The organism is Saccharomonospora sp. NPDC046836 (assembly GCF_040645195.1).
In the GTDB taxonomy this organism is placed as follows: domain Bacteria; phylum Actinomycetota; class Actinomycetes; order Mycobacteriales; family Pseudonocardiaceae; genus Prauserella_A.
Genome location: NZ_JBEYXW010000066.1, coordinates 1 through 12,595 on the forward strand (window position 1 = coordinate 1; position 12,595 = coordinate 12,595).

The 12,595-nt window shown below is 70.1% G+C and carries 10 protein-coding genes; 9 read left to right on the forward strand and 1 reads right to left on the reverse strand.

What is annotated here, in order from left to right:
• The first annotated feature begins 100 nt into the window (after positions 1-100).
• From cas3 to cas6e, 6 genes are all read left to right on the forward strand, one after another.
• On the forward strand, positions 101-2,677 hold the full coding sequence (cas3, locus tag ABZ863_RS33920) for a CRISPR-associated helicase Cas3' (protein WP_358543710.1): 2,577 nt from the start codon (positions 101-103) through the stop codon (positions 2,675-2,677).
• A 263-nt stretch (positions 2,678-2,940) separates the two neighbouring features.
• A complete protein-coding gene (gene casA / locus ABZ863_RS33925; protein WP_358543712.1) occupies positions 2,941-4,659 on the forward strand; it encodes a type I-E CRISPR-associated protein Cse1/CasA in 1,719 nt (572 codons plus the stop codon).
• 119 nt (positions 4,660-4,778) lie between these two features.
• Positions 4,779-5,393, forward strand: coding sequence for a type I-E CRISPR-associated protein Cse2/CasB (gene casB, locus ABZ863_RS33930; protein ID WP_358543714.1), 615 nt, complete (start codon positions 4,779-4,781; stop codon positions 5,391-5,393).
• Positions 5,394-5,502: 109 nt separating this feature from the next.
• Positions 5,503-6,669, forward strand: coding sequence for a type I-E CRISPR-associated protein Cas7/Cse4/CasC (gene cas7e, locus ABZ863_RS33935; protein WP_352279485.1), 1,167 nt, complete (start codon positions 5,503-5,505; stop codon positions 6,667-6,669).
• The gene (cas5e, locus tag ABZ863_RS33940; RefSeq protein ID WP_351022825.1) at positions 6,666-7,547 is read left to right on the forward strand and encodes a type I-E CRISPR-associated protein Cas5/CasD; all 882 of its coding nucleotides are present in this window, start codon (positions 6,666-6,668) and stop codon (positions 7,545-7,547) included. Before cas7e ends, cas5e begins: the two co-directional genes overlap by 4 nt.
• A 5-nt stretch (positions 7,548-7,552) precedes the next feature.
• Positions 7,553-8,365 (forward strand): type I-E CRISPR-associated protein Cas6/Cse3/CasE, encoded by an 813-nt coding sequence (gene cas6e / locus ABZ863_RS33945; protein ID WP_358543723.1) that lies wholly within the window; start codon positions 7,553-7,555, stop codon positions 8,363-8,365.
• A gap of 409 nt (positions 8,366-8,774) precedes the next feature.
• Here cas6e and ABZ863_RS33950 read toward each other — a convergent pair whose 3' ends face one another.
• On the reverse strand, positions 8,775-8,927 hold the full coding sequence (locus ABZ863_RS33950; protein WP_161273485.1) for a hypothetical protein: 153 nt from the start codon (positions 8,925-8,927) through the stop codon (positions 8,775-8,777).
• Positions 8,928-9,224: 297 nt separating this feature from the next.
• On the opposite strand from ABZ863_RS33950, the gene ABZ863_RS33955 reads away from it, so the two are divergent.
• From ABZ863_RS33955 to ABZ863_RS33965, 3 genes are all read left to right on the forward strand, one after another.
• A complete protein-coding gene (locus ABZ863_RS33955) occupies positions 9,225-10,400 on the forward strand; it encodes a hypothetical protein (protein ID WP_358543718.1) in 1,176 nt (391 codons plus the stop codon).
• A gap of 117 nt (positions 10,401-10,517) precedes the next feature.
• Positions 10,518-11,825, forward strand: a complete 1,308-nt coding sequence (gene dnaB, locus ABZ863_RS33960; RefSeq protein ID WP_358543725.1) for a replicative DNA helicase — start codon at positions 10,518-10,520, stop codon at positions 11,823-11,825.
• 112 nt (positions 11,826-11,937) lie between these two features.
• A partial coding sequence (locus ABZ863_RS33965; protein ID WP_358543720.1) for a DUF2637 domain-containing protein occupies positions 11,938-12,595 on the forward strand: 658 nt, incomplete at its 3' end.

Consider the following 12,595-nt stretch of genomic DNA (forward strand, 5'->3'; position numbering starts at 1 on the left):
TCGATCGGTTTGCCGCCGGGCGTGCTGAACGTGCTGACTGCGGACCGCGAGGCCTCCGAACTGCTGGTGCGGGATCCGCGCGTGGACAAGATCGCGTCGGGTGGGCTGGGCGGAGCGTCATGTGGCGTGGGTGTGGCCGCTTGCGGCTGGTCATCACGGGGTGTTCCCGGAGGAGGATGCGGTGCAGCCGCCGCGTCGGGGCAAGGGGCAGCTGCAGGGTGGTGCGGACTGGGAGGTGGCTCAGGCCGGTCTGCTCGAGCGCGTGACCGTGGAGTTGGGGTTCGGAGGGCTGGCGGAGGTACAGCCGGTGGCTGTTCCTGCGAGGGCGGTACAGCTGCATGTCAGCGGGTTGATCGTGATGGCTGACTGGATCGCCAGTGACAAGGAGCATTTCCTCGGTCTTCCCGACGTGTCTCAGGTGAGCATGAAGGGTGCCCGGGAGAGGGCGGGTTTGGCGTGGACGAGGCTAGGGCTGCGGGGTGGCTGGGGGGCGCTGGCGGGGCCTGGGCCGGAGGCGTTCCGTGAGCGGTTCGGGGTGGAGGCTCGTCCCTCGCAGCGGCTGGTGATGCAGGCGGCGCGGGATATGGAGGGGCCTGGGCTGCTGGTGGTGGAAGCGCCGATGGGGGAGGGGAAGACGAAGGCGGCGTTGATGGCTGCGGAGATTCTGGCTGCTCGTTTCGGGGCTGACGGGGTGTTCGTGGGCATGCCGACGCAGGCGACGAGCGATCCGATGTTCGGGCAGGTGCGTGCGTGGTTGCAGGCGCTGGGGCGGGGTGATGATCTGGCTTCGCAGGTGGCGCTGCTTCACGGGAAGCGGATGTTCAACAAGGAGTGGCGGGGGCTCGTTGAGGGTCGCGAGCGGGTGGGTGGCGAGTTCGGTTTCGCGGGTGTGGACGAGTTCGGCTGCGAGGGGGACGTGTATGGGATGGGTGGGCAGGCGCGGGGGGTGGGGGAGCGTTCGGGGGCTGGGGGGCCGGCGGAGTGGTTTCTGGGGGCTAAGCGTGGCTTGCTGTGTCCGTTTGTGGTGGGGACGGTGGATCAGTTGCTGCTGGCGGCGACTCGTAGTCGGCATGTGATGTTGCGGATGGCGGGGCTGGCCGGGAAGGTCGTCGTCCTGGACGAGGTTCACGCTGCTGATGTGTATATGTCGCAGTTTTTGGTGGAGGGGCTGCGGTGGTTGGGTCAGGCCGGGGTGCCGGTGGTGCTGTTGTCGGCGACGTTGTCTCCTGGCCAGCGTCGTGAGCTGGTTGAGGCGTATGTGGCGGGTGCCGGGTCGCGTGAGGAGTTGCGGTTGGAGGCGCTGCCTGAGCCTGGTGGGTATCCGTCGGTGACCAGTGCCTGGTCGGCGGTGGAGGGGCCGTGTGTGCGGGTGGATTCGTGTGAGGGGTGGCGGCCCGACCTGAGTGTTGCGCTGGCTGTCTGCAGCGAGCCGGTGCCCGGGCCGCGGGCCTCGCGTGTGCAGGAGCGGCAGGCGCAGGAGGAGGCGGATGTGGCGGTGGTGGATTTGCTGCGGGCGCAGCTTGAGGGCGGGGGTTGTGCGCTGGTCGTGCGTAACACGGTGGCGCGTGCGCAGTCGCTTTACTCTGCGTTGGCCGGTGTGTTTGGGGCGGGGGAGGTGATGTTGCTGCATGGCCGGCTGGCGGCGGGGGCGCGTGCGGAGCGTACGGAGCGGTGTCTGGGGTTGCTTGGGGTGTCTGGGCCTGGGGTGGGGGAGGGGCGGCCGCGTCGGTTGGTTGTGGTGGCGACTCAGTTGGCGGAGCAGTCGTTCGATGTGGATGTGGATCTGCTGGTGAGCGATGTGGCTCCGGTTGATTTGTTGTTGCAGCGGATTGGGCGGTTGCACAGGCATGGGGGGCGGGTGAGGCCGCCTGGTCTGGTGGTGCCGCAGGTGTTCTTGACGGGGCTTGGGGGTGGGCTGGTCGAGGGTGCGGATGCCGGTTCTGTGTGTGGTGGTCCTGCTTTTATCCGGGGTTCGGAGGTGATCTACGGGCGTCATCTGCTGCTGCGTACGGCGGCGGTGGTGGCTGATGCTCTGCGCCCCGGGTCGGGGTGCGGTTCTGGGTCTGGGTCTGGTGTCTGGCAGGTGCCGGGTGGGGTGCCTGGGCTGGTGGCGGCTGTGTACGGGGATGAGGAGTTGGTGCCGGCGGGGTGGCGGGAGGATGCGGGTGCCGCGCGGGTGGAGTGGGAGGAGCGGCAGCGGGAGCGTGCGCAGAGCGCGGTTCCTTTTCTGCTGACTCGGCGGGGTGACAAGGAGGGGGTGACCTTGGCGGGGTTGCACCGTGTTGCGGTTGCGGCTTCTGGTGGGGCTGAGGGGGGTCTGGATGGTGTGGTGCGTGACGGTGAGATGGGTGAGGAGGTGGTTCTCGTGGTTCGGGAGGGGGAGGGGGAGGTGGTGCGTACGTTGAGCGGCCGCGCGTTGTCGGTGAATGGGGATGTGGCCGATGAGCTGATCGATGACGTTCTGGCGGGGACGGTGCGGCTGCCTGGTGGTCCGGCGTCGTCGGCTGCGGCGGCGCTGGGGCCGTTGCCGGGTTGGGTCGGCCATCCGCGGCTTCGGTATGCGAGGGCGTTGGTGCTCGACGGCTTGGGCTGGGGTGAGCTGGGTGAGCATCGTGTGCATTACGACGATGTGTTGGGTTTGACGGTGGAGCTCGCCCAGAGGTGGCCGGTGCGCTGAGGGGATGTGCCTGGGGGCGGGGCGGGGCCCGCCCCCAGGGGGTGGAGCTTCCCCGCGTGCGCGGGGCCGAAGCGTCGTGGAGACGTAAGGACGGAACACCCCCGCGGTGGTGGTCTGTCGCTCGCTTGCTGGTGCGTTCGAGGCTGCCACCGGGGCGGGGCCGGAGCGATTTTCTCATTCGGGCCGCACGGAGGTGCCGTGTATGCCACTCTGCTGTCGTTTGAGCTAGACGTAAGGAATTGCCCGGGAAGGGTGGGGCGTCGGTGAATCTGTTATCTGATGGCTGGCTTTCAGCTGTTTCCGCAGGTGGGGCCTCCGGTTTCGGGGGTGGCCCTGGGGCGGGGCCGGCGGAGTTCGGTGTGCGGGAGCTTCTGCTGAATGCGGAGAAGTTCGCTGACATCGTGGTGGACCTGCCCACGCAGCGTCCGGCGGTGTTCCGGCAGGTCCTGCTGCCGTTGGTGGTGGACGCGTTGGGGTGCCCGAAGGACGCCGAGGCGTGGATGGACATGTTCCGGGCGGGGGCTTTCAGCCCTGAGCAGCGGCAGCTGCTGGCTGATTACCTGGACAAGCACCAGCATCTGTTCGGTCTTCTGGATCCGGTGGAGCCGTTCGGTCAGGTGGCTGACCTGCGGACGGCGAAGGGGGAGACCAAGGGGTCGGCGTTGCTGGTGGCGACGGCGGCCACCGGGAACAACGTGCCGTTGTTCTCGTCCCGGACGGAGGGCGACGTACTGGAGCTGACGCCCGCTGAGGCGGCCAGGTGGCTGCTGCACACCCACTGCTGGGACACGGCTGCCATCAAGACCGGCGCGGTCGGTGACCCGATGGTGAAGTCCGGGAAGACGACCGGCAATCCGACGGGCCCGCTGGGTCAGCTCGGCGTGACCATGCCAGTGGGGTCGACGCTTTTCGAGACGTTGTTGCTCAACATCCCGTACGGCCAGGCTGGGCTGTCCGACGACGTGCCGCAGTGGCGACGGCGTAGTACGCAAGGCGACGTCAAGGACACTCTCTCGTGTGCGACCCCTGTGTGGCAGAGCAGACCGGCGCGGGGGCTGCTGGAGGCGTGGACGTGGCAGGCCCGCCGGATCCGTCTCATCTCTCAGGACACCGACCGGGGGCCGCGCATCACCCGGGTGCTGGTCGCGGCCGGCGACCGTCTTGAGGTCAGCCCGGACACGGAACCGCACACGGCCTGGGTGTTGGACAGCCCCGCCGGCCGGCGGGGTAAGAGCCCCGCGCGGTCTGGGGTGAAGAGTGCGCGTCCGCGCCGTCACACGGCAGGCCGCGCCGGGTGGCGCGGTCTTGACGCGCTGCTGGCCGTGAACGCTGTCGACCAGGACCAGCAGGCGACCGCCACCCGCAGCGGGGCGGTGAGCAGCCAGCTGGTGCGGCAGCTCAGCGCCATCAGCCGCCGCTTGCCCAGCCGGTATCCGCTGCGGGTCGAGCTGACCGGGATCGCCTACGGCAACCAGTCGGCCGTCATCGAGGACATGTACTTCGACGAGATCCCTCTGCCCGTGGCCGCTCTCGACCCGGAAGGGATCGTCTACGGGGCGCTGCTGGAGGTCGTCGACCAGGCGGAGGACCTGGCCAAGGCCGTCAATCACCTGTCAGGGGACCTTCGCCGGGCCGCGGGCAGTGAACCGATCCCGTGGGACAAGGGCCAACGTCCCGGAGACACCCTGTTGCACGCTCTCGACCCGATCGTGCGGCGTCTGTTGGCCGGCCTGCGCCAGGCCGGCGACGACTTCGACCGCTGTGAGCAGGGACTGGAGGCGTGGGAGCACAAGGCCGGGCAGGCCACGCTCCGCGTCGCGGAGGGCCTGTTCAATTCGGCGCCCGCCGCCCTGTTCACCGGCCGCCGCGTCAAGAAGGACGGCAAGGAGCACGTCTACCGTCTCAGCACTGCCGAAGCGTCCTTCCGCCGACGGCTCGCCGTGATCCTCCACCGCCGCGCCGCTGCACGTACCGCCGGCTGATCCGCGCCGGCCGCCGAGAACGCTGCCGCACCGGCACCTGCCCGCAGTTCGTCCCGGCCGGCGCGCCTCCCGGCGTCGAAGCGCCAACCCTCAGCAACCCGATGAAAGGGGGGACACCTGTGTCCACCTCACCCTTGCCCGCTCCCGTCCCCGGCCAGAGAGCTTCCTCCCTGCCCAGGCCTTACTGGAGCGGCCGTGCAGACGAGCAAGGCCAGTGGCGGACACGCGCCGGGGAATCCCTGCGCCCGCCCGGGGAGGACCTCAGCGCGCTGAGAGCCGGCCTGGGAAAGAAGGCCTTCACCGAACCCCGCCTGTGGCAGTACTACACGACACCCACCGACGGCCGCGTCACCCTCGAGCTGGAAGCCGAGCACGCCGCGCTCGCCCTGTACGGGCTGCATCAGCAAAGCCAGGAGCAGCCGATGCACCGGCAGGGTGTCCGCACCGGCAGAGCCCTGCGCGCCCTGCACCAGCGGTACAGCGAAGAGGCGACCGACCGGCGGGTGGCGCAGGCCGTCGGTGCGACCTCGACTGCGGCCTTCGCCTACCGGCTCCGCGCACTGGTGACGCAGTTGCGTTCCATCGGGCAGCCCCTGGACTACAACCAGCTGATGCAGGACCTCCTGCGCTGGCACTTCCCCGACGGACGCTCCCGGGTCCGCCGCGGGTGGGGTCTTGGCTACCACGGCCGCGATCGCCAGCCCGACGAAGCCCCGCCCCCCGAAGGTTCCTAGCCCTCACGGCCTGCTGATCCGGGCCCGTAACCACCGCCGAAGCGGCCACGAGCCCCGGCTGTTCATGCCGCCTGTGCGGCACCAACCACACCCTGAGTAAGGACTCTCCATGTCTCAGCCCGCCGCCCGCCCGCCGCGCACGTACGTCGACTTCCACATCCTGCAGACGGTCCCCCCGGCCAACCTCAACAGGGACGACCAGGGCAACCCCAAGGAGGCCTACTACGGCGGTGTCCGCCGCTCTCGTGTCTCCTCCCAGGCGTGGAAGCGTGCCACCCGCACCCACTTCGCCGAGCGGGTCCCCGAGCAGGACCTCGCCACCCGCACCCGCAGGATCATCGGCGCCCTCGCCGACGACATCCAGAAGCACACCGGCCTGGACCGCCCGGCAGCACTGCGCCTGGCCGACGCGCTGCTGGCGCCGCTGGAGCTGAGCGGCGGCAAGAAGAAGGACGAGTCGGCCTACCTCCTCTTCTACGGCCGGCGCCAGCTCGATGCCGTAGCCGCCCTCGTCGCCGACCAGGCAACCGAACTGTCCGCGCTGAGCGACGCCGACCTCGCTTCCCGGGTGAAGGAACTCCCGGTTCGTGAGCAGTTCAGCACGGGCCACCCCATCGACGTCGCCCTTTTCGGGCGCATGGTCGCGGACATCCCCGCTCTCAAGGTCGACGCCGCGGCGCAGGTCGCCCATGCCCTGTCCACCCACGCGGTGGAGCTCGAGTTCGACTACTTCACGGCCGTCGACGATAAGCAGACCGACGAGGAGACCGGTGCCGGCATGATCGGCACCATCGGCTTCAACTCCGCCACCCTCTACCGCTACGCCTCCGTCGGCCTCCACCAGCTCCTGGACAATCTCACCGACGAGGAAGCGGCCCTCACCGCCATCACCGAGTTCGCCACGTCCTTCGCGCGCTCCATGCCCACCGGCTACCAGAACTCCTTCGCCCACCGCACCCTGCCCAGCCTCGTCGCCGTCGTCGTCCGCGAAGACCAGCCCGTCAACCTCGTCTCCGCCTTCGAACAACCGGTGGCCACCCCCTCGGGCATCGCCGCCGCCTCCGCCACCCGGCTCGCCGAGGAACACACACGCGCCACCGTCACATGGGGCGACGCTCCGGCCTTCGCAGCCGCCACCCACGTGTTCACCGACCACCAGAAGACCACCGCCGCCCTCAACAGCGCGTTCGGCCCCTCCATCCCCTTCTCCGCTCTCCTCGAAGGCCTGCACACCCACCTGGCCGGAGCCCTCAAGCCCAAGCAGGCCGCGCAGTGACCACCGCCCCCACCCCCGAGCCCGCCGGCAACACGCACCCGGCCCACGGCAGCGACGAACCGACCGTGCTGCTGCTTCGCCTCGCCGGCCCTCTGCAGTCCTGGGGCGTACGCAGTTCCTTCAACCGCCGCGACACCGGCGCGGAACCCACCAAGTCCGGCGTCATCGGCCTGCTGGCGGCAGCGGCAGGACACCCCCGGGAACAACCCCTGGGAGAGCTCGCGGACCTGACCCTCGGGATTCGCGTCGACCAACCAGGCACCCTGCTGCGCGACTACCACACCGTCAGCGACTACCGAGGCCGCCCCCTGCCGCAGGCAGGTGTCTCCGCGAAAGGCATCCAGAAGCCCACCTCACCGGCCAAACACACCCACGTCACCACCCGCTTCTACCTCCAGGACGCGGTATTCGTCGCCGCCCTCGAAGGCCCCCCCGGCCTCCTCACCACCCTGGACAGGGCGGTACGCAACCCCGCCTTCCCGCTCGCACTGGGACGCCGCTCCTGCCCACCGACCCAACCCCTCAGCCTCGGCCTGCGCACCACCGACATGGAAACCGCCCTGCGCAGCGAGCCCTGGCAGGCCTCCGCCCACACCCGCGAGCAGTACGCCCGCCGCCTGGGCCGAGAACGCGGCCTCCACCAGCCTCTTCACACAGGCACCATCGATCGCGCAGCCACCATCGAAGACCCCCGCGGCGACGACCGCCTGCAGGACGCACCCGTCTCCTTCGACCCCCACCAGCGCGCCTTCACCAGCCGCCAAGTCCGCCACACCTGGCTGGCCATCCCCACCGGCTTCGACCACATCGACGACGACCAGCCCCACGGCCAGGCCGACGACCCCGACCACGACCCTTTCGCCCTGCTGGGCTGGTGACCACCATGACCTACCTCTCCCGCATCCGCATCAACCCCCTCCGCAAGGACAGCAGGAAACTGCTCTCCAACCCCCGTGCCGTACACGGCGCCGTCATGGGCGGCCTGCCCAACCACAAGCCCGACGACCGCGTCCTGTGGCGGATGGACCCCGACAACCCCCACCGGCCCCACCTCTTCGTCCTCAGCCCGACACGCCCTGACTGGACGCACATCATCCAGGACTGCGGATGGCCGGACGCGGACGGTGACCATGCCGCCGTCCGCGACTACACCCCCCTCCTCAGTCAGCTGGCCGTCGGCCGCGAATTCGCCTTCCGCCTCACCGCCAGCCCCGTCCAGAACACCGCCACCCCCACGAAGGCGACACCCGCCCAGGCCGCCCGCCTGACCACCCACGCCGAAAACGGCAAACGCCTCCGCGGCTTCCGCATGGGCCACCGCACAGCAGCCGCCCAACTCGACTGGTTCCTCACCCGGACCGACCGCTGGGGCTTCGACATCCCCGCCACCCGCTCCGATCCCACCGCCCCTGGCATCCACGCCCCCGCACCCCCCACCGCCCCTCGCCCCACCTCGCCACCCCGCCCAGACCCCAACCCTCCCTACGAAGTCCGCATCACCGCCCGCCACCGCCATTCCTTCCAGAAGAACGGACACGGAGCGCACGTCGTCTTCCGCAGCGCAACCTTCGAAGGCCGCCTGCGCATCACCGACACCGACCGCTTCACCACCAGCCTCCTCACCGGCCTCGGCCCCTCCCGCGCCTACGGCTGCGGCCTGCTCACCCTCGCCCCACTGCCCGGACAGCAGACCTGAACCATGGCCGACATCTGGTGGAACGCCGACCCGCGTCGGCCCCGCGCCTGCGGGGGTTCTCCGACAACGCCGTCCTCGTCATCAACCGGCGCGAAGTCGGCCCCGCGCCTGCGGGGGTTCTGCGGTGGTGTTCAGGACATGGGTGCCGGACGCGCGCCTGCGGGGGTTCTCCCGACTGCCCCTGCGTATCGGCGTGCACCGTGGTGTCGGCCCCGCGCCTGCGAGGGTTCTCCCCACCGGGTCGTCGTTGTCGTCGCGGTACACCCGTCGGCCCCGCGCCCGCGGGGGTGCTCCCTTTCCCTGGCGTACGGCGTCGGGGAGCCAGCGGTCGGCTCGGCCGACTGGTAGTCGCCCTCCGGGGCGGCCGCAGATCGCAACCGCCCGGCAGGGGAAACCCCGGGCCTGGGGCTCAGTCGTCGGGGGTGGTGTTGGACGCGTCGCAGGACCAGCAGGTCCACTCTCCCGGCAGTTCGTAGTGCGTGGTGGTCCAGAACCCTTTGGGGCGTCCCCGGATCACGTTGATCTCCCAGCACCGCCAGCAGTTGAACTCGAATTCTTCCACCACTTCAGCATCAACAACTTGGGGTGATCGGGCGGCCGACTGCCCAAAAGTCGATCAAATGCGGCTGAATCGTCAGGCTTACCGAGCAGTCAGAGGTCTGGGCAAGCCTTCCACCTGGTCTCTTCGTGGGTTGGGCAAGCCTTTCGGCAAGTGGGCGTGTGGAGAGTGAGGGGCACATCCGTTCCCGAGGAGGTGTCCCGTGCACGACTGCGGACCGGCGCTGACGCCGTACGACAAAAGGCTGGCCACGAGGCCGGCCGCCACGCGACCGGTCCCGTCCGACGTGGGGAGTTCGTCGTGAGCGACGCCGAGGCGCCTCGCTCGGCGCCGCCGCAGAACCTCGACGAGGCTGGGGCCGTGGTCCGTGGGGCCGAGCCGGCGCCTGCGACCACTGTCCTGCGGCACATGGTCTACGGCTCCGGCCTTACCCATCCCCTCGACTACCTGGTGCTGCTCCACGCCCTTTTCCGCCTGGAGACATCCGAGCCGTTCACCCCGAAGGACATCTGGCGCGACCTCCAGGCCGAGGGCATCCGCTCGGCCAAGAACAGCTCGGAGCTTGTCGGGCGGGACGCGGTGTACGCGGCGTTCAACCGGATCATCGACGCCCGGTTCATCCGTCGGACGAGCGAGGGCGGCGGGCCCGGCCGGTTCGGCCGGACCCGCTACGAGCTGTACCGCCAGCCCGCCTACAACCCGGAGTACGCGCCGCCCTCGGAGCCCTGGGACCCCACCGAGGACCCCGCGTTCCCGCACGCCGGCGCCCCGTGTCCCGGAACGCCGGAAGTGGAGAAGGCAGACACGAAAACCGCAGGTGGCGCCGCGTCCCGGAACGCCGGACGTGGTGTCACCGGTTCCGGCGTCCCGGGACGCGGTCGCCCGCCCATTCCCCCAGGTCGCGCCGCGTCCGGCGTTCCGGGAAGCGGCGGGGCTCTCCCCCCACACCCCCCAGGGGGAGGAGGAGGCTCCCCCTCCAGCCCAAAGGCGCCGGCTGCGCCTGGCGGTCAGGAGCCGGGTGCGCCGGGCGTCGGCAGCGTGCAGGTCCAGGCCGCCGCCGAGTGGCTGATGGATCTCAAGCGTCCCTGGGCCGTGGGCCGCAAGCAAGCCCGGGAGCTGGGCGCCGAGCTGGCCGAAGCCGTTGCCGAGACGGGCTGGGACCTGGACGCGTCGCTCGCGCTGTGGCTCTGCCGTACCGAGGAGGGCAAGAAGGCCCCGGACAACCACCGCGCGGTCCTGCGGCACCGGATCGAGCAGCTGGAGCGGCGCACCAGCGTCTTCCCCACCACCCGCGACGACGCCGCCGTCGCCTCCTCGGCGGGCGGGACGCCAGCGTGGTGCGGCATCTGCAACCGAGGCGAGCGACCGCTGACCCTCATGGAGCGGCTGCTCGACGTCGGCGAGGACGAACAGGTCCGCTGTCCGCGCTGCCACCCCGCCGCCCTGCGGACCACGCCGCCGGCGAAGAAGAAGTAGCGCTCGCCGCCGCACCGCCTCTCATCTCAGCAAGGAGCCACTGTGAGTACCCGCCAGCTGGCCGGCCAGCACCCGGCCGTCGCCTCGGAAGGCCCCGGCGCCTCGGCCTTGGAGCGGATGCCGCCGCAGGACATCGCCGCCGAGCGGACCGTCCTGGGGTGCATGATCCTGTCGAAGGACGCCATCGGCGACGCCGCCGAGGTCCTCGAGGGCCCGTCCGACTTCTACCGGCCGGCCCACGCCACGATCTACCTGGCCATCCTGGACATGTACGGCCGCGACGAGCCGGTCGACCCCATCACCCTGACCGCCGAGCTGACGCGGTCCGGAGACCTGGACCGCGTCGGTGGCGCCCCCTACCTCCATGACCTGGTCCAGCAGGTGCCCAGCGCCAGCCACGTCGAGCACTACGCCACCATCGTCCGCGAACGCGCCGTCTTCCGCGGCCTGGTGGATGCCGGGACGCGGATCCTTCAGTGGGGGTTCGCCTGCGAAGGCGACCCCGCCGAGGTCGCCGACCGGGCCCAGTCCGCGCTGCTCTCGGTCGTCGACCAGGGTGGCGACACGGACGTGCTGCCGCTGTCGCAGACCGCGTTCGGCGGCCTCGCCGCCATCGAGGAGCGCTCCCGCACCAAGGGGCTGCGCGGGCTTGCCACCGGATTCACCGACGTGGACGCCCTGACGTCGGGGCTGCTGCCCGGCCAGATGGTCATCGTCGCGGGCCGGCCCAGCCTCGGGAAGAGCACCCTGGCCCTCGACATCGCCCGGCACGTCTCCGTCAAGAACGCCGTGCCCGCCCTGTTCTTCTCCCTGGAGATGGGCCGCCAGGAGCTGATGGACAAGGTCTTCGCCGCCGAGGCCGGCATCAGCCTGCAGCACATCACCTCCGGCCAGATGACCGATGGCGACTGGGACCGCCTGGCCCGGCGCATGCCCGCCATCCAGAAGGCTCCCTTGTTCATCGACGACACCGAGAGCCTGACGATCATGGAAGCCCGGGCCAAGGCCCGCCGGATCAAGCAGCGCCACGGCCTGGGCCTGGTCGTCGTCGACTACGTCCAGCTCATGCGCCACGGCGGGCGCCGCCCGGACTCGCGGCAGGAAGAAGTCACCGAGATCTCCCGGAACATCAAGCTCATGGCCAAGGAGCTGCAGGTCCCCGTCATCGCTCTGTGTCAGCTCAACCGAGGGCCCGAGCAGCGCACCGACCGTAAGCCGCAGCTCTCCGACCTGCGTGAGAGCGGGGCCCTGGAGCAGGATGCCGACATCGTCGTCCTGATCCACCGTGAGGACGCCTACGAGCCCGAATCGGCCCGCGCCGGCGAGACCGACCTGATCTTCGCCAAGCACCGAGGAGGAGCCAAGGCCACGATCACCGTCGCCGCGCAGCTCCACATGAGCCGGTTCAAGGACATGGCCGCCTGACGTGCGAGCGGGTCTCAATTCGTTGACGATCTCCCTTCACTCCGGCCCCTCCCCGCCCACGCGTCACCGTCCGTGACAGGGTGTATGCGTACGCAAGATCGAAGGAGAGACCGTGGAGGAGAGGGAACAGGCCCCGAAGCTGACGGGGGCACACCGCGCGCTGATCGGGGTGGTCGTGGCCGGTGCGGTGGTCATTGCGGCCATCGGTTTCGCCGGTTCGTACACGGCGGTGCGTGAACTCGCCCTGCAGAAGGGGTTCGGCACCTTCTCGTACTTCTTCCCGATCGGCATCGACGCGGGCATCTGCGTGCTGCTCGCCCTCGATCTGCTGCTGACCTGGATGCGCATCCCGTTCCCGATGCTGCGTCAGACGGCCTGGCTGCTCACCGCGGCCACCATCGCCTTCAACGGTGCCGCCGCCTGGCCCGACCCGCTCGGGGTCGGCATGCACGCGGTGATCCCGGTGCTCTTCGTCGTCGCGGTGGAGGCCGCCCGGCACGCCATCGGCCGGATCGCGGACATCACCGCCGACAAGCACATGGAGGGCGTGCGGATCACCCGCTGGCTGCTCTCCCCGCTGCCGACCTTCCTGCTGTGGCGCCGGATGAAGCTCTGGGAGCTGCGCTCCTACGAGCAGGTCATCAAGCTGGAGCAGGAACGTCTCGTCTACCAGGCCCGGTTGCGCTCCCGCTTCGGCCGCTCCTGGCGCCGCAAGGCCCCGCCCCTGCTCGGTGGCCGATTCCTCACCGGCGAAGGTGACCGCCTTGCCA

Excerpts from the sequence above, each read along its gene's own strand:
- cas6e (WP_358543723.1), top strand. The coding sequence starts at position 7,553 with ATGACCTACCTCTCCCGCATCCGCATCAACCCCCTCCGCAAGGACAGC.
- cas7e (WP_352279485.1), top strand. The coding sequence starts at position 5,503 with ATGTCTCAGCCCGCCGCCCGCCCGCCGCGCACGTACGTCGACTTCCAC.
- dnaB (WP_358543725.1), top strand. The coding sequence starts at position 10,518 with ATGCCGCCGCAGGACATCGCCGCCGAGCGGACCGTCCTGGGGTGCATG.